13 protein-coding genes are annotated in these 16,488 nt (G+C 69.1%); 9 read left to right on the forward strand and 4 right to left on the reverse strand.

Annotated features, from left to right (window positions below):
- Nucleotides 1-4: 4 nt before the first annotated feature.
- The gene (locus AAFF27_14230; GenBank protein XAH21188.1) at nucleotides 5-3,136 is read left to right on the forward strand and encodes an efflux RND transporter permease subunit; all 3,132 of its coding nucleotides are present in this window, start codon (nucleotides 5-7) and stop codon (nucleotides 3,134-3,136) included.
- A gap of 135 nt (nucleotides 3,137-3,271) precedes the next feature.
- On the opposite strand, the gene AAFF27_14235 is transcribed toward AAFF27_14230, so the two are convergent.
- Nucleotides 3,272-3,736, reverse strand: a complete 465-nt coding sequence (locus AAFF27_14235) for a hypothetical protein (GenBank protein XAH21189.1) — start codon at nucleotides 3,734-3,736, stop codon at nucleotides 3,272-3,274.
- A gap of 174 nt (nucleotides 3,737-3,910) precedes the next feature.
- On the opposite strand from AAFF27_14235, the gene AAFF27_14240 reads away from it, so the two are divergent.
- The 5 genes from AAFF27_14240 to AAFF27_14260 all read left to right on the forward strand — a co-directional run bounded on the left by AAFF27_14240 (nucleotide 3,911) and on the right by AAFF27_14260 (nucleotide 7,680).
- Nucleotides 3,911-4,246 (forward strand): hypothetical protein, encoded by a 336-nt coding sequence (locus tag AAFF27_14240; protein XAH21190.1) that lies wholly within the window; start codon nucleotides 3,911-3,913, stop codon nucleotides 4,244-4,246.
- 81 nt (nucleotides 4,247-4,327) lie between these two features.
- Nucleotides 4,328-4,591 (forward strand): hypothetical protein, encoded by a 264-nt coding sequence (locus tag AAFF27_14245; protein XAH21191.1) that lies wholly within the window; start codon nucleotides 4,328-4,330, stop codon nucleotides 4,589-4,591.
- Nucleotides 4,588-5,994 carry a TolC family protein gene (locus AAFF27_14250; protein XAH21192.1) on the forward strand — a complete coding sequence of 469 codons (1,407 nt, stop codon included), beginning with the start codon at nucleotides 4,588-4,590 and terminating at the stop codon, nucleotides 5,992-5,994. The genes AAFF27_14245 and AAFF27_14250 overlap by 4 nt, the downstream gene beginning before the upstream one ends.
- 1 nt (nucleotide 5,995) lies before the next feature.
- Nucleotides 5,996-7,369, forward strand: a complete 1,374-nt coding sequence (locus tag AAFF27_14255) for a copper oxidase (GenBank protein XAH21193.1) — start codon at nucleotides 5,996-5,998, stop codon at nucleotides 7,367-7,369.
- 20 nt (nucleotides 7,370-7,389) lie between these two features.
- Entirely contained in the window at nucleotides 7,390-7,680 is a 291-nt protein-coding gene (locus tag AAFF27_14260) for a copper-binding protein (GenBank protein ID XAH21194.1), read from the forward strand.
- Here AAFF27_14260 and AAFF27_14265 read toward each other — a convergent pair.
- Complete coding sequence (locus AAFF27_14265) at nucleotides 7,677-8,957, reverse strand: FAD-dependent oxidoreductase (GenBank protein ID XAH21195.1); 1,281 nt, start codon at nucleotides 8,955-8,957, stop codon at nucleotides 7,677-7,679. The two genes, AAFF27_14260 and AAFF27_14265, sit on opposite strands and share 4 nt — an antisense overlap.
- 41 nt (nucleotides 8,958-8,998) lie before the next feature.
- On the opposite strand from AAFF27_14265, the gene AAFF27_14270 reads away from it, so the two are divergent.
- A complete protein-coding gene (locus tag AAFF27_14270; protein ID XAH21196.1) occupies nucleotides 8,999-10,006 on the forward strand; it encodes a P1 family peptidase in 1,008 nt (335 codons plus the stop codon).
- The gene (locus AAFF27_14275; protein ID XAH21197.1) at nucleotides 10,003-11,337 is read left to right on the forward strand and encodes a TAXI family TRAP transporter solute-binding subunit; all 1,335 of its coding nucleotides are present in this window, start codon (nucleotides 10,003-10,005) and stop codon (nucleotides 11,335-11,337) included. Before AAFF27_14270 ends, AAFF27_14275 begins: the two co-directional genes overlap by 4 nt.
- Here AAFF27_14275 and AAFF27_14280 read toward each other — a convergent pair.
- Together AAFF27_14280 and ettA are read right to left on the reverse strand one after the other, a co-directional pair.
- Nucleotides 11,329-12,693, reverse strand: a complete 1,365-nt coding sequence (locus AAFF27_14280; protein ID XAH21198.1) for a DUF1631 family protein — start codon at nucleotides 12,691-12,693, stop codon at nucleotides 11,329-11,331. The two genes, AAFF27_14275 and AAFF27_14280, sit on opposite strands and share 9 nt — an antisense overlap.
- 23 nt (nucleotides 12,694-12,716) lie before the next feature.
- The gene (ettA, locus tag AAFF27_14285; protein XAH21199.1) at nucleotides 12,717-14,378 is read right to left on the reverse strand and encodes an energy-dependent translational throttle protein EttA; all 1,662 of its coding nucleotides are present in this window, start codon (nucleotides 14,376-14,378) and stop codon (nucleotides 12,717-12,719) included.
- A gap of 233 nt (nucleotides 14,379-14,611) precedes the next feature.
- Here ettA and AAFF27_14290 point away from each other — a divergent pair, with 233 nt between their 5' ends.
- On the forward strand, nucleotides 14,612-16,387 hold the full coding sequence (locus tag AAFF27_14290) for a DEAD/DEAH box helicase (protein ID XAH21200.1): 1,776 nt from the start codon (nucleotides 14,612-14,614) through the stop codon (nucleotides 16,385-16,387).
- Nucleotides 16,388-16,488: the final 101 nt, after the last annotated feature.

Below are 16,488 nucleotides of genomic sequence, written 5' to 3' on the forward strand. Positions count from 1 at the left end.
GGCGATGTTTGAAAAGATCGTTAGGGCCTCGCTGGCCCATCGCCTGTTCGTCGTGTTGGCGGCCCTGGTGCTGCTGGCGGCGGGGGCTTTTACGCTCACGCGCATGCCGGTGGACGTGTTCCCCGACCTGAACAAGCCCACCGTCACGCTGCAGGCAGAGGCCGGCGGCATGGCGCCGGAAGAGATCGAGCAGCTCATCACCTTCCCACTGGAAACCGCCATGGGCGGGCTGCCGGGGGTGGAGTCGATCCGCTCGGTATCCAGCGTGGGGCTGTCCTTTGTCTACGTGACCTTTAACTGGGACACCGACATCTACCGCGCGCGGCAACTGGTGTCCGAGCGCCTGGCCGTGGTGCGCGAGCAATTGCCGCCCGGCGTGCAGCACGTGGGCATGGGCCCGGTGAGTTCGGTCATGGGAGAAATCATGCTGCTGGCCTTGCCGATAGACCCGCAAAAGATCAGCCCCATGGCCGTGCGCGAGGTGGCGGACTTTGTCATCCGCCCGCGCCTGCTGACCATCCCCGGCGTGGCGCAGGTGGTGCCCATCGGCGGCGAGGTACGCCAGTACCAGGTGCAGCCCGACACCGCGCGCATGGCCGCGCTGGGCGTCACGCTAGAGAACCTTGCGCAGGCGCTGCAGGGCTTCTCGGCCAACACCAGCGGCGGCTTTCTGGAGCTGAACGCGCGCGAGTACCTGATCCGCAACATCGGCCGCACCACGCGGCTGGAAGACCTGCAGCGCCTGCCCGTGGCCTGGAAAGGTGCGGACGGCCAGCAACGCGCCATCCAGCTGCAGCAGGTGGCCAACGTGGTCTTTGCGCCCGCCATACGGCGCGGCGACGCCGGCTTTAACGGCGCGCCGGCAGTAGTGCTGGGCGTGCAGAAGCAGCCCGCCGCCGACACCGTGGCGCTGACCCGGCAGATCGAGGCCGCCCTGGCCGAGCTGCAGCCCGGCCTGCCCGCCGGCATGGGCGCGCCGGTGGTGACCATGCGCCAGGCCAGCTTCATCGAGGCATCGGTCGGCACGCTGCAGGGCAAGCTCATGACCGCCGCCGTGGTGGTGGCCGTGGTGCTGTACTTCTTCATGCAGAACCTGCGCACCACGCTGATATCGCTGGCGGCAATCCCGCTGTCGATATTGGCGACGGTGCTGGTGTTTCGCTACCTGGGCCTGTCGATCAACACCATGACGCTGGGCGGCCTGACCATCGCCCTGGGCGAGCTGGTGGACGACGCCGTGGTGGGCGTGGAGAACATCGTGCGCCGCATGAAAGAGCAGCGCCAGGCCGAGGGCCGCCGCGCCACCGCTGGCGAAACCCTGGCGCTGGTGGCGCGCGCCACGCTGGAGGTGCGATCAGGCATCGTCTACGCCACCGCCATCACCGTGCTGGTGCTGCTGCCGCTGTTCTTCCTGCCGGGCATCGAAGGGCGGCTGATGCAGCCGCTGGCGGTGGCCTACATCGTGTCGCTGCTGGCGTCGATGATCGTCTCGGTCACCGTCACGCCGGTGCTGGCCTGCTGGCTGCTGCCGGGCCTGAAGAACCTGGACCACGGCGACACCCGCGTGCAGGCCTGGACCAAGGCGCGCTACGCCGCGCTGCTGGCCGGCGTGCTGCGCCGGCCCGCGCCCTGGGTGGCGGCTGCGGGCGTGGCGGTGCTGGTGGCGGCGGCCTCGGTGCCCTTCTTCCCGACCACCTTTCTGCCGCCCTTTAATGAGGGCACGGCCCTGGTCGGGCTGCGGCTGGCGCCGGGCACCACGCTGGCCGAGTCGACCCGCATCGGCGCCCTGGCCGAGCAGGCCGTGCGCGGCGTGCCAGAGGTAGAGCACGTAGGCCGCCGCTCGGGCCGCGCCGAGCTGGACGAGCATGCCGAGGGCGTGCACGTGTCCGAGCTGGACGTAAAGCTGCGCCGCAGCGATCGCCCGCTGGAAGCCGTCTACGCCGACCTGCGCAGCCGCATCGCCGGCCTGCCCGGCGCCAAGGGAATAGGCCAGCCGATCAGCCACCGCATCGACCACATGCTGTCGGGCGTGCGCTCGCAGATCGCGGTAAAGCTGTTTGGCGACGACCTCGACACCCTGCGCGGCCAGGCCGAGGCGCTGCGCCAGCGCCTGGCCGCCATCCCCGGCATTGCAGATCTTGAGGTCGAGAAGCAGGTGCTGACGCCGCAGATCCAGGTGCGCGTGGACTACGACCGCGCGCTGGGCTACGGCATCGCCCCCGCGCAGCTGCTGCGCGAGCTGCAAATGCTGGTCGATGGCGAACGCGTCACCCAGGTGGTGGAAGGCGCGCGCCGCTTCTGGCTGGTGCTGCGCCTGCCCGAGGGCGCGCGCGGCATGGAGGGCCTGCGCGGCCTGGTGATAGCCACGCCCGGCGGCCGCGTGCCGCTGGCGCAGCTGGCCAGCATCGAAGAGGCCGACGGCCCGAACCAGATCAGCCGCGACGACGGCCGCCGGCGCATCGTCGTCTCGGCCAACGTGCAGGGCCGCGCGCTGAGCGACGTGGTGGCCGATATCCGCGCCGTGGTGGCAGATGCCCAACTGCCGCAGGGCTACTTCATCACCCTGGGCGGGCAGTTCCAGGCGCAGGAGCAGGCCTCGCGGCTGATCGGGCTGCTGTCGCTGGGCTCGGTCGCGCTGATCTTTTTGATCCTGTACTCGCGCTACCGATCCGGCGTGCTGGCGGCGGTGATCATGGCCAACATCCCGCTGGCGCTGGTGGGCGCGGTCGCGGGGCTGTGGCTGTCAGGGCAGCCGCTGTCGGTGGCGGCGCTGGTGGGCTTTATCACGCTGGCCGGCATCGCGGTGCGCAACGGCATCCTGAAGGTATCGCACTACGCCAACCTGTGCGCGCTGGAGGGCCAAGCCTTCGGCACGCCCATGCTGCTGCGCGGCTCGCAAGAGCGCCTGACGCCGGTGCTGATGACCGCGCTGGTGGCGGCATTGGCCCTGGCCCCGCTGCTGTTCGAGGCCGAGCGGCCCGGCACCGAAATCCTCTACCCGGTGGCGGTGGTGATCTTCTCGGGCCTGATCACCTCGACCCTGCTCGACGCCTTCCTCACCCCCGCCCTGGTAGCGCTGTGGGGCCGCCGGCCTATCGAGGCACTGGCGGCCGGGCGGCAGCAAGAGGCGTTTTGATGCCGGATATGGCGCTATCCAATAGATAGCTTATTGCCGGCGTGCCTCCTGCACTTCAGGCCCATAAGCACCTGAAGTGCAATCAGCACGCCGGCATGCAGCTATATTTTATGTAGCACGCAATTGCAGCCCCATTTAGCGGGCCGGTTCGAACTCGTCGTTCTCAGACACCATGGGAATGTAGACACGCACCCATTCCTTGTCGGCGGAGAGCATCTTCCAGCTGTGGCCTGCGCCTTCGGTGTCCTCTGCCAGCAGCACGGTGCCCGGCGCGAGGCGGAAGGTGGAGCCGTCGCTGACCTGGAACTCCAGCTCGCCCTTGAGCGGGATCACATATTGCCGCCGGGGCGCCGGGTGCACGCTCTGCTCCCAGGCCTCCACCGAATTGCTCAGCCAGAACTGCTGGCTCTGGATCTTGTGCAGCGCCGGCACGGTGCCGCGCACAAAGACCGCCCGCTTGTCCGGGGTGTTGTACAGCTTGATCGCGGGAATCCGCGCTGCTTCCTCTGCGGCCGCGCCACTGGCGGCGGCACAGCCCAGCAAGGCCACGGCCAGTGCCCGGCCGATCAGGGGAGCGAACGATTTGCTCAGTGATTTCATATCCATTTTTCTTTCATTTCTGCTGTGAAACCGCTGGGGAAGTGATGGGCGTGGATGCCCCCTCCATCGGGTCGGGCATTCTAGGCAGAAATCCTAGGGTTTACCCTTGGGTTGCACAGTCTTTCAAAAGCCAGGCTAGCGAGCCCCCCAAGCCGCAGGACTATCATTGCCGCCATGCGCCGCGGCATATTTCTCATCCTCATCATGCTGATGGCCCTGCGCGGCCTCACGAGCGGCGCCATGGCGGCCAGCATGCCGCCCATGGACCATATGGACCACGGCGACCACGGCGCCGCCCATGCCATGCAGGCGGCCCACACGGCCAGCGAAGACGGCCATGCGCACACCGATTGCGGCGACTGCCAGGTCTGCCACTCCGCCTGGCTCACGGCCGACCTGGCCGTGCCCAGCGCCCCGCCGCTGCCGCATGCAGCCCCCGTGACCGGCCGCGCGGCCTTTGCCAGCGCGGATCTGGCACGGCAGATCAAACCCCCGATTCTCCGGACCTGACGCCCGTGGTGCGTCCGCCAGCAGCCTGTTAACTCGGGCTGCCGGCGGTCGCGTTCTTGGTCTCGTTCGGAGTCTCCCCTCATGTTTTCGCATTGTTTCCGCGCGTGCCTGCTGGGCACGTTGGCGGCAGCCGCTGGTATGGCCTGGGCGCAAGCACCCCAGGTCGCCCGGCCTGATACGCCCGTGCCGCCGCCCCGCTATGCCTCCGCCTTCGCCGGCCAACCCAAGGGCGTAGCAAGCACCAGCACCGACTGGCGCGCCGCCAATGCGGCCGCCGCCGCAGAAGCCGGCAAAGGCACGCACAGCGCCCCGCAACAGCAGCACAAGCACAAGGAGGCGCCATGAGCGCCCGCCTTGCCGCCCTGGCGGCACTGTTGCTGCTGGCCGGCTGCACCAGCGTGGCGCCCGACGGCCTGCGCGGCGAGGTCAGCGCCCTGGCCCAAGGCCGCACCGGCGTCGATCTGGCCTTGCCAGCGCCCGGCGCCGCGTCCGCTGACGCCGTCGCAGCCCTGCTGCAAGCCCCGCTCACCCAGGATGCCGCCGTGCGCATCGCCCTGCTGCAAAGCCCGGCGCTGCAAGGCTCGCTGGCCACGCTGGGCATTGCCGACGCAGAGCGGGTCCAGGCGGCCACCCTGCCCAATCCGGGCTTTGCGATCGGCCGCCTCACCGAAGGCAGCGAGCGCGAGATCGAACGCAGCCTGAGCTTCAGCCTGCTGGGCCTGCTCACCCTGCCCTGGCGCGCCGACGTGGCAAGCCGGCAACTGCAGGTGGCCAAGCTCCAGGCCGCGCAAGACGTGGTGCGGTTGGCAGCAAACGTGCGCCGCGCCTGGGTGCGCGCGGTGGCCGCCGGACAATCGGCCACAGCCGCAGAGCGCATGCAGCAGGCCAGCGCGGCCGGCGCAGAACTGGCGCAGCGCATGGCCCGCGTCGGCAACTGGAGCACGCTGCAGCAGTCGCGCGAGCAACTGGCACTGGCCGAAAGCACGGCCCAGTTGGCCCGTGCGCGGCAGGCCGCCACGCGCGAGCGCGAGGCACTTGCCCAACTGCTGGGCCTGTGGGGCACCCAGGCCGGCTACCGGCTGCCCGAGCGCCTGCCCGAACTGCCCGCACCCGACGCCCTGCCCGATGGCGCGGCAGTGGAAGCCACCGCGCTGCGCGAGCGCCTGGACGTGCGCCTGGCGCTGGAGCGCAGCCAGCAGACCGCCCGCGCGCTGGGCCTGACACGCGCCACGGCCTATGTGAGCGACCTGGACATCGGCTATGTGCGCAACTCCCGCTTCGACGATGCCGACGGCGCCCGCAGCACCAAACGCGGCTGGGAGCTGGCCCTGCCGATCCCGCTGTTCGATTGGGGCCAGGCACGCACCGCACGCGCCCGCAGCCTTTACCTGCAAAGCACGGCCCAGGTCGAAGAGGCGGCGGTGCGCGCCCGCAGCGAGGCCCGCAGCCATTGGCTGGCCTGGCGTACGGCCTATGACCTGGCACGCCACTACCGCGACGAGGTCGTGCCCCTGCGCAGCCACATCACGGATGAAACCGTGCTGCGCTACAACGGCATGCTGGCCAGCGTCTGGGAGCTGCTGGCCGAGGCCCGCGCCAGCCTGGCCGCAGTCGACGCCACTACCGCCGCCGAGCGCGACTTCTGGCTCGCCGACACCGATCTGCGCCAGGCCCTCACCGGCGGCTCGCCCGGCGCCGCCACCACGCTGGCCGCCGCCGCGCCCTCTGCCCCCACACAAGGCCACTGACATGAATCGCCGCAATTTCTTTGCCGGTGCGGCCACCGCCGTGGCGGCTTCCACCGTCGCCCGCTCGGCCCTGGGCGCGCTGCCCGAGCCGGCCAGCCAGGCATCCGCCGCCACCGCCGCCCCGCTGGCCGCCGCCCACGGCCAGCGCTACACGCCGGTTGTCACCTTGAACGGCTGGACCCTGCCCTGGCGCATGAACGCCGGTGTTAAAGAGTTTCACCTGGTGGCTGAGCCGGTCGTGCGCGAGCTGGCCCCCGGCATGCAGGTCAACATGTGGGGCTACAACGGCCAGAGCCCGGGCCCGACCATCGAGGTGGTAGAGGGCGATCGGGTGCGCATCTTCGTCACCAACCGCCTGCCCGAGCACACCACCGTGCACTGGCACGGCCAGCGCCTGCCCAACGGCATGGACGGCGTCGGCGGCCTCACGCAGCCGCACATCCCCGTGGGCAAGACCTTTGTCTACGAGTTCACCGCGCGTCGGCCCGGCACCTTCATGTACCACCCGCATGCCGATGAAATGGTGCAAATGGCCATGGGCATGATGGGCTTCTGGGTCACCCACCCCAAGGGCGCGCACCCGCAGATCGCGCCGGTGCAGCGCGACTTCTGCTTTCTGCTCGGCGCCTTCGACGTAGACCCGGGCAGCCGCACGCCCAAGGTCAACACCATGACCGACTTCAACCTGTGGACCTGGAACAGCCGCGTCTTCCCCGGCATAGACACGCTCAACGTGCGCCAGGGCGACCGCGTGCGCATACGCGTGGGCAACCTGACCATGACCAACCACCCGATCCACCTGCACGGCCATGAGTTCACGGTCACCGGCACCGACGGCGGCCCGGTGCCGCAAGGCGCGCGCTGGCCCGAGGTCACCACCGACGTCGCCGTGGGCCAGATGCGCCAGATCGAGTTCATCGCCGACGAGGAAGGCGACTGGGCCATCCATTGCCACAAGAGCCACCACGCCATGAACGCCATGGGCCACGACGTGCCCACCATGATCGGCGTGCCGCACAAGGACCTGACCGACAAGATCCGCCAGATCGTGCCCGACTACATGGCCATGGGCGCCACCGGCATGGCCGAGATGGGCAGCATGGAAATGCCGCTGCCCGACAACACCCTGCCCATGATGTCCGGCCAGGGCCCGTTTGGCCCGCTGGAGATGGGCGGCATGTTCAGCGTGCTCAAGGTGCGCCGCGACCAACCGCCCGGCGACTACCGCGACCCAGGCCCGTTCCGCCACCCGCCCGGCAGCGTGGCCTACGCCTATGAAGGCGCCCCGCCGCCCGCGCCACGCAAGGCGCCCGCTGCTACCGATGGCGCCGCGCCCTCCGTGCGCAAGCCCGCCGACCCACACGCCCACCATTGATCGAAGAAGGAGTTCCCGCCATGAAGAAACTGCTCACCCCCTTGCTCGCAGCCCTGCTCGCCGCCAGCGCCTTCGCCCAGGCCCCGCTGCCGCAGGTAGAGGCCGAAGTGCGCAAGGTAGATTCCAGTGCACAAAAGATCACGCTGCGCCACGGCCAGATCGACAACCTCGACATGGCGGCCATGACCATGGTCTTCCGCGTGCAGGATCCGGCGCTGCTAGATCAGTTCAAGACCGGCGACAAGGTGCGCTTCACCGCCGACCGCATCAACGGCGCGCTCACCGTGCTGTCGATAGCGCCAGCAAACTAAAAGCGTGCCGGGTCAAACGGCGCCAGCGCCGTCTCAGGCGTGCCGCCCGCCAGCAACTGCGCCACCAGCCGCCCGGTGCGCGCCGACCCGCCCAGGCCCACGTGGCCGTGGCCAAAGGCCAGCACCACGTCAGTGCTGGCGCCTGCCGGGCCTATGCAGGGCAGGCCATCCGGCATGCTGGGCCGGTGCCCCAGCCATTGCTGCGCCTCAGCCTCGGGCGCCAGCGTGGGGAACATGGACTGCAGGTGGCGCAGCAATATCTGCGCACGCCGCCAGTCGGGCGCGGCCTGCAGCCCGCCAATCTCGACCTGGCCCGCCGCGCGCAGGCCGCCATCCATCCAGTGCACGATGAGCTTGCCGTCCGTTGCCATCATGGGCGTGCGCGGGCCCACCTCGGCGCCTGGCACCACCACGTGGTAGCCGCGCTCCGTCTCTAGCGGCACCGGCGATCCCGCCGCGGCGGCCAGCGGCCCCGAGCGCGCGCCAGCGCAGATGGCAGCGCCATCGCAGGCAATCTCGCCGGCATCGGTCAGCACCGCACGCAAGCGGCCGCCCTCAATGCGAAAGCCCGTGGCCCGCGCCGCAACGCGCTGCGCACCGGCATCCAGCGCATGCTGCGCCAGCGCGGCCACATAGGCGCCCGGGTTGCGGCAATGGCCCGCCTCGGCCACGAAGATGCCCAGCGTGTAGCGCGGGTCCAGGTCTGGCTCGCGGCGGCGCAGCTCGGCCGCGTCCCACTCCTCCCAGCGCACACCGACGCGCGCCCGCACACGCCAGCCCAGCGCGTCGCCTTCCAGCTCTTCGCGCGAGCGGTACACATGCAGCAGGCCGCGCTGCTCGATCAGCTGCGGCACACCGGCCTCGGCCGCCAGCCGCTGGTGCAGCGCCGGGGCGTCGCCCAGCAGCGTGCGCAGCACCTCGGCCGTGCGCTGCACGCGCGCTTCGGTCCAGCCCGATGCCAGATAGCGCAGCAGCCATGGCAAGGCGCGCGGCAGGTAGCGCCAGCGCACCGCCAGCGGCCCCAGCGGGTCGGCCAGCCAGCCCGGCACCTTGCGCCAGGCACCTGGCAGCGCGGGCGGTATCACCGAATGCGAAGACAGCCAGCCCGCATTGCCATAACTGGTCGCCTGCGTGCCGCCGGGCTCGCCCGGCTCAACCACGGTCACCCGCAGGCCGGCGCGCAGGCACTCAATGGCCGTGGCGCTGCCGACCGCACCCGCGCCAATGACCACGACGTGGCGCGCAGCGTCGCCAGGGAAACTTCTTGCTACTGTCATGCGGCCGTATGGTACCGAGGGCGCGCCCATAATCAGCCGCCATGTCATTTGCATCTGCCTCCGGCGCCATTACCGACGTTGCCGGCATCGAAGTCGGCCACTGGACTTCTCCCCTGCGCCCCACCGGCTGCACCGTGGTGCTGGCCCCCGAAGGCGCCGTGGCCGGCGCGGACGTGCGCGGTGCCGCGCCCGGCACGCGCGAGACCGACCTGCTCGCGCCCCAGAACCTGGTCGATCGCGTGCATGCCGTGATGCTGGCCGGCGGCAGCGCCTACGGCCTGGACGCGGCCAGCGGCGCCATGCGCTGGCTCGAAGAGCGCGGCATTGGCATATCGGTAGGTGTGGGCCACGTGCCCATCGTGCCCTCGGCCGTGCTGTTTGACCTGCTGGTGGGCGACATGCGCGTGCGCCCGGATGCCGACGCCGGCTACGCCGCCTGCGCCGCCGCGTCGCGGCAACCCCCCGCAGAAGGCAATGTCGGCGCCGGCGCGGGCGCCGCGGTGGGCAAGCTGTTTGGCATCCAGCACGCGATGAAGGGCGGAGTCGGCACGGCTTCGGTGACGGTCGGCGGTGTCACTGTCGGCGCGCTGATCGCAGTCAACGCGCTGGGCGATGTGCTTGACCCCGACACCGCCCAGGTCGTGGCCGGCGCCCGCAATGACGACGGCCGCAGCCTGCGCGACACCCGCCGCGCCCTGCTGCGCGGCGATACGCCCAAGCCGCTGCTGGCCGGCACCAACACCACCATCGGCGTGATCGCCACCGACGCAGTACTCACCAAAGCCCAGGCACAGCGCCTGGCGCAGGTGGCGCACGACGGCCTGGCGCGCAGCATCAACCCGGTGCACACCATGTCGGATGGCGACGCTCTGTTCGCGCTGGCCACCGGCCGCGCCAGCAGCTCGCCCGGCATGGTGGTGCTGGCCGTCATGGCCGCAGAAGCCACCGCGCGCGCCGTGCTGCGGGCCGTACAGGCCGCCCGCAGCATCACCACGGCAGAGGGCCTGCACCTGCCCAGCGCCGCAGATTTGGCGGCGGATCTGCCATGAGCCGCATGTCCCACACGCTGCGCAACCTTTTGCTGTCGCTGCGCGACCTGCTGATTTCCATCGGGCCGCTGGCGCTGGTGGCCACCGTGCTGCTGGTGGGCGCCTACCGCTGGCTGGACCCGAACCCGCCGCGCCGCGTGACGCTGGCCACCGGCCCGGCCGAGAGCGCCTATGCCGAGTTTGGCCGGCGCTACGCGCATGCGCTGGCCGCCAACGGCATCGAAGTGGTGCTGCTGCCCACCGGTGGTTCATCCGACAACCTGCAGCTGCTGCGCGAAGGCCGCGCCGATCTGGGCTTTGTGCGCGGCGGCAGCGCAGACCCGGTGGCTGATGAAGAAGCCGGCCTGTCCTCGCTTGGCAGCCTGTTCGTGGAGCCACTCTGGTTTTTCTACCGCGAAGATGCGGCGCGCCGGCTGCGCCATGACAGCGGCGCGCTCACCACCCTGCCCAACCTGAGCGGGCTGCGCCTGAACGTGGACACCGAAGGCAGCGGTGTGCCCGCCATGGTGGACCGGCTGCTGACGGCCAACCACATAGACCCCAAGCGCCTGCGCCTGTCGCACCTGGAGCAGGCGCCGGCCACGGCCGCATTGCTGGAGGGCAAGCTCGATGCACTGGTGCTGGCATCGGCGCCAGAGTCGCCGCTGGTGCAGCGCCTGCTGCAGGCGCGCGGCATCCGGCTGATGGACTTTGGGCAGAGCGAGGCCTACTCCCGCCGCTTTGCCTTCCTGACCCCCGTGACGCTGCCGCGCGGCGTGGTGGACCTGGCGCGCGACGTGCCGACACAAGACATCGGCCTGATCGCCACCACCACCTCGCTGCTCTCGCGCGAAGAAACCCACCCGGCCCTGCGCCAGCTGTTTGCCCAGGCCGGGCAAACGCTGCACAGCGGTGCTGGCTGGTTCAACCGGGCGCGGGAGTTTCCCAACACCCGTACCAGCGAGCTGCCGGTAAGCCCGGAAGGCGACCGTGCCATCAACGGCACGCCTTCATTGCTGCAGCGCTACCTGCCGTTCTGGGTTGGCAACCTGGTGGAACGCATGTGGCTGGTGCTGGGCATTCTGGTGGCGGTGCTGCTGCCCATGAGCCGCATCGTGCCGCCGCTCTATGCCTTCCGCGTGCGCTCACGCGTGTTCCGCTGGTATGGCCGGCTGCGCGAGATCGAGGCCCGGGCCGAGTCTGGCGAGGACACGCCGCAGGCGCTGCGCGCCGAACTCGACCAACTGGAGCGGCAGGTCGAGAAGATCAGCGTGCCGCTGTCCTATGCCGACGAGCTGTATGCGCTGCGCGATCACATCGATCTGGCGCGCAACAAGCTCGCCTCAGGCTGAAGGCCCTTCGACGATGCGCAGCTGCTGCGCGGCCATGCGCTCCAGGCAGAGCCGGCGCGTCATGGATTCGGTGCGGCCGTCCGCGTGGGTGAACAGCAGCAGGCTGCCGCGCGGGCTGGCCCAGGTCAGGTGCAGGCGCTGCCACTGGCCGTCCTGCAGCAGGCTCACCCAGACGCCGGGCGCCAGCGCTTCGCCCTGGCCCGTTGCTGGCGTGGGCGGCGCCGGTACAGCGGCGGTCTCACCGGGGGTCGACAGGACTGCCGGCAGGCCGCGCACATCCTGGCGCGGGGCAAAGGAGCTGCCGGGGCTGCGCAGCCCGATCCGGTGCAGCTCCACCAGCGCCTCGAAGAAAGGCTGCGCCTGCAGCTCGGGATAGCCAATGCTGGCCAGGCCCGCGCGCAATAGCGGAAACAGGGTGGCGCTGAGCGACTTCAGGCGGCCGGGATCGGTGCGGCCCAGGTCTGGCTGGACGCTCCAGAGCAGCGGCGGGACCAGCGCGGCATAGCCATCCGGATCGACCGGGCCGCCGCGCGCAGCCAGTTGCGCCGCGGCGATGACCTCGGACCAGGGGCCGCATACAAAGCTGCGCACCGCCTCTGGCACGCGGCGCATTTCGGGCCTGCGGTCTATCTCGGCCGCAATGCGCGCCGCCAGCAGGCGCCGCTCCTCGGTGTACAGCACGTCGCGGTTCCCCGGGGGCGGCGCAGGTGCCTGAGGCACGGCCACGTAACCCACCGGCTGCACGCCCGCCTGCTGTAGAAAGGCCGACAGCCGGCGGTATTCCTGCGCCAGGTTCTCGCCAAGCGCCGCACTGAGGTGCAGCATCCAGGTAGAGCGGGCATCGGCCGCCGCTGCGGTGCGCCGGACCAGGGTCTGCAAGGCCCGGGTGTAGACGGCGGGCCGCAGCATGTTGCGCTGCGGCTGCACACGGCCCAGGCCCTGGGCTGCGCAGATGAGGCTGTCGAACTCAGCCAACGCCCCTTCCACTGCCTGCAACGCCGCCTGCTGGGAGCGCGCAAGCTCCACCGCGTCTTCCAGCTCGGCGTCATCGACCAGGGACAGCTCCTGCGGTGGCGCGGGCGCCTTGGCTTCGCCCAGCATGTCTTCCCGCACGGCCTCTTCCAGCACGGCCGGAAAGCGCTCGACCAGAAAGGCCGCCTGCTCGGTAAGCAGGTGCAGCATCTCGCCAACCACGCCGCGGCGCTGGAGCTGCAGGCCCTGGCGGCTGCGCTGGAGCAGCAGCGCGTCGCGCGCGCTGGCCACCAGGCCCTGCATCAGGGCGCCGCTGTGGGCGACGGCATCGGCCAGGCAAGCATGAAAGACCGCACTCGGCGCCGCAGCGTTCGAATCGGACATCACCGCTCGACCGCCCGTGCGACTCAGCTCAATGCCTTGAAGCGCATGCGCTTGGGCTTGGCGCCTTCTTCGCCCAAACGCTTCTTCTTGTCGGCTTCGTACTCTTGGTAGTTGCCATCGAAGAAGGTCCACTGGCTGTCGCCTTCGGCGGCCAGGATGTGGGTGGCGATACGGTCAAGGAACCAGCGGTCATGGCTGATCACCAGCACGGAGCCGGCGAATTCCAGCAACGCGTCTTCCAGCGCACGCAGGGTTTCCACGTCCAGGTCGTTCGACGGTTCATCGAGCAGCAGCACGTTGCCGCCGGCGATCAGGGTCTTGGCCAGATGCAGGCGGCCACGCTCACCACCCGACAGGCTGCCCACGCGCTTTTGCTGGTCGGCGCCATTGAAGTTGAAGCGGCCGCAATAGGCACGGCTGGCCATCTGGAACTTGCCCACGTTGAGCATGTCGAGCCCCCCAGAGACATCTTCCCAGACGGTCTTTTCGTTCTCGAGCACGTCGCGGTGCTGGTCGACGAAGGCCATCTTGACGGTGGAGCCAATGACGACTTCGCCGCTATCGGCCTTTTCCTTGCCGGCCAGCAGCTTGAACAGCGTCGATTTACCGGCGCCGTTCGGGCCGATGATGCCGACGATGGCGCCGGCCGGGATGTTGAAGCTCAGGTTGTCGATCAGCATGCGGTCGCCAAAGGACTTGCTGACGTTCTTGAACTCGAACACCTGGTTGCCCAGGCGGTCGGCCACAGGAATGAAGATTTCCTGGGTTTCGTTGCGCTTCTGGTATTCGAAATCGCTCAGCTCTTCAAAGCGGGCCAGGCGCGACTTGCTCTTGGCCTGGCGCGCCTTGGGGTTCTGGCGCGACCATTCCAGTTCCTTCTTCAGGGCCTTGGCGTGGGCTTCTTCGCTCTTTTGCTCTTGCGCCAGGCGGTCGCCCTTTTGCTCCAGCCAGGTGCTGTAGTTGCCCTTCCATGGGATGCCACGGCCGCGGTCCAGCTCCAGGATCCATTCGGCAGCGTTGTCGAGGAAGTAGCGATCATGGGTAATGGCCACCACGGTGCCCGAGAAGCGCTTCAGGAACACTTCCAGCCACTCGACCGACTCGGCGTCCAAGTGGTTGGTCGGCTCATCGAGCAGCAGCATGTCGGGCTTGGACAGCAGCAGGCGGCACAGCGCCACGCGGCGCTTTTCACCACCCGACAGCAGGCCGATCTTGGCATCCCAGGGCGGCAGGCGCAGCGCGTCGGCGGCGATCTCCAGCTGGTGCTCGGAGTCGGTGCCGGCGGTGGCGATGATGGCTTCGAGTTCCGCCTGCTCGGCCGCCAGGGCGTCGAAGTCGGCATCCTCGGCACCGTAGGCCACATAGACCTCTTCAAGGCGCGCCTTGGCCGCGAACACCGCGCCCATGGACTCCTCGACGCTTTCGCGCACCGTGTGCTCGGGGTTGAGTTGCGGCTCTTGCGGCAGGTAGCCCACCGACAGGCCGGGCATCGGCATGGCCTCGCCTTCGATTTCCTTGTCGACGCCCGCCATGATCTTCAGCAGCGTGGACTTGCCCGAGCCGTTCAGGCCCAGCACGCCGATCTTGGCGCCCGGGAAGAAGGAGAGCGAAATGTCCTTCAAGATCTGCCGCTTGGGCGGCACGGTCTTGCTGACCTTGTTCATGGTGTAGACGTATTGAGCCATCTGGGAATTGAGTCCGGTATCGAGAGAAAAAATGCGCCATTGAACAGCGCGTAACCCATGATTATCGACCCATGCGACAATAGCGCCAGTCGCGGGCTTCCAGTTGCCTCGACGTCAGCACTCTGCTGGGGACATTCGCTCCCGCCTCAGAACCTGGCCTGCCTCCTCTGGACCGTGTCCTCCGACACATTGCGGCAGACCGATTCCCCTGTGCCCTGGATGGGCACTTCACCATGACCTTTGACGATCTGAACCTGGCTCCGGCCATTCTGCAAGCCGTTCACGAACAGGGCTACGACACGCCCACCCCAATCCAGGCACAAGCCATTCCCGCGGTTCTCGCGGGACACGACCTTCTCGCCGGAGCCCAAACCGGCACCGGCAAGACTGCTGCCTTCACGCTGCCCATGCTGACCTTGCTGTCGGCCAAGGAAGCACCCAAGAGCAAGTTTGGTGGCAAGGGCGTACGCGCCCTGGTGCTCACCCCGACCCGCGAACTCGCGGCCCAGGTGGAAGAGTCGGTGCGCGAATACGGCAAGCACCTGAAGCTCTCCTCCACCGTGATCTTCGGCGGCGTGGGCATGAACCCGCAAATCGACCGCATCAAGCGCGGCGTCGACATCCTGGTGGCCACGCCCGGCCGCCTGCTGGATCTGCAGCAGCAAGGCAACCTCGACCTGTCCACGGTCGAGATCCTGGTGCTGGACGAAGCCGACCGCATGCTCGACATGGGCTTCATCCATGACGTGAAGAAGGTGCTGGCCCTGGTGCCCAAGAACAAGCAAAGCCTGCTGTTCTCCGCCACCTTCAGCGACGAGATCCGCGAACTGGCAGCAACGCTGCTGAAGAACCCGCAAAGCATCCAGGTCACGCCCTCCAACACCACGGTGCAGCGCATCACGCAAGTGATCCACCCGGTCGGCCGCGGCAAGAAGAAGCAGTTGCTCGCGCACATCATCAGCGAACACAACTGGAGCCAGGTGCTGGTGTTCACCCGCACCAAGTTCGGCGCCAACAACGTGGCCGAGTTCTTGACCAAGAACGGCATCCAGGCGATGGCGCTGCATGGCAACAAGAGCCAGTCGGCCCGTACCCAGGCACTGGCCGGCTTCAAGAGCGGTGAGATCCGCGCCTTGGTGGCCACCGACATCGCCGCGCGTGGTATCGACATCGACGAGCTGCCGCACGTCGTCAACTACGAAATCCCGAACGTCAGCGAAGACTACGTGCACCGCATCGGCCGTACCGGCCGCGCCGGCAACGACGGCGCTGCCGTGAGCCTGGTCTGCCTGGACGAAGAAGGCTTCATGTATGACATCGAGCGCTTCACCAAGCAGAAGATCCCGGTCCAGGTGATCGACGGCTTCGGCCCGGAAGCCGGCGAGCATGCCGAGCCGATCGCCATGGGCCGCCAGACCATCTGGGGCGGTGCCGGCAAGCCGCCAAGCCGTGACGTCATGGCGGCGGCAGCCAAGGCTGCGCGTACCGAAATGATGCAACGCATCCGCGACAACAAGGCCACGCAAGGCGGCGAGCGCGGTGGCAATGGCGGTAACGGCGGCGGCGGTGGCCGCTCTGGCGGCAACGGCCAAGGCCGCAACGGCGCGCCGGCACGTGGTGCCAATGGTGGCGGCGGCAACGGTGGCGGCAATGGCCAGCCCCGCGGCCCGCGCGGCGGTGGCCAGGGCCAACGCCCGGCACACCAAGGCAATGGCGGTGGTGGTGGCGGCGCGCAAGTGCCGCGCGAAGAACGCCAACCACGCCACCACGGCAATGCCCCAAGCCCGTCGCACGCCGACGTGGTGGCGCATCGCCGTGCCGAGTCGGTCGGCGGCGCTGCCGGCCAGCCTGATCCGCTGCGCACCAGCGTGGACAGCATGCTGGGCCGCGGACGCGGCGGCGGCGGTGGCCGCTCCGGTGGTGGTGGCGGTGGCAACCGCTCGGGCGGCGGCGGTGGTGGCGGCTATGGCCGCAGCGGCGGCGGTGGCAACCGTTCATACGGACGCTGAGCAAGCGCCGGGCATGACTGCCCGGCCTTCAGGATCAAAGGGCGCTGCGGCGCCCTTTTTCTTTTCTGCGAACCAAAATACACCCCGGCTCCGTACGTGAT

It is taken from the genome of Xylophilus sp. GW821-FHT01B05 (assembly GCA_038961845.1).
Lineage (GTDB): Bacteria > Pseudomonadota > Gammaproteobacteria > Burkholderiales > Burkholderiaceae_C > Xylophilus.

Coding starts and splice junctions, on each gene's coding strand:
- AAFF27_14230 (XAH21188.1), top strand. CDS start 5: ATGTTTGAAAAGATCGTTAGGGCCTCGCTGGCCCATCGCCTGTTCGTC.
- AAFF27_14235 (XAH21189.1), bottom strand. CDS start 3,736: ATGAAATCACTGAGCAAATCGTTCGCTCCCCTGATCGGCCGGGCACTG.
- AAFF27_14240 (XAH21190.1), top strand. CDS start 3,911: ATGCGCCGCGGCATATTTCTCATCCTCATCATGCTGATGGCCCTGCGC.
- AAFF27_14245 (XAH21191.1), top strand. CDS start 4,328: ATGTTTTCGCATTGTTTCCGCGCGTGCCTGCTGGGCACGTTGGCGGCA.
- AAFF27_14250 (XAH21192.1), top strand. CDS start 4,588: ATGAGCGCCCGCCTTGCCGCCCTGGCGGCACTGTTGCTGCTGGCCGGC.
- AAFF27_14255 (XAH21193.1), top strand. CDS start 5,996: ATGAATCGCCGCAATTTCTTTGCCGGTGCGGCCACCGCCGTGGCGGCT.
- AAFF27_14260 (XAH21194.1), top strand. CDS start 7,390: ATGAAGAAACTGCTCACCCCCTTGCTCGCAGCCCTGCTCGCCGCCAGC.
- AAFF27_14265 (XAH21195.1), bottom strand. CDS start 8,957: ATGACAGTAGCAAGAAGTTTCCCTGGCGACGCTGCGCGCCACGTCGTG.
- AAFF27_14270 (XAH21196.1), top strand. CDS start 8,999: ATGTCATTTGCATCTGCCTCCGGCGCCATTACCGACGTTGCCGGCATC.
- AAFF27_14275 (XAH21197.1), top strand. CDS start 10,003: ATGAGCCGCATGTCCCACACGCTGCGCAACCTTTTGCTGTCGCTGCGC.
- AAFF27_14280 (XAH21198.1), bottom strand. CDS start 12,693: ATGTCCGATTCGAACGCTGCGGCGCCGAGTGCGGTCTTTCATGCTTGC.
- ettA (XAH21199.1), bottom strand. CDS start 14,378: ATGGCTCAATACGTCTACACCATGAACAAGGTCAGCAAGACCGTGCCG.
- AAFF27_14290 (XAH21200.1), top strand. CDS start 14,612: ATGACCTTTGACGATCTGAACCTGGCTCCGGCCATTCTGCAAGCCGTT.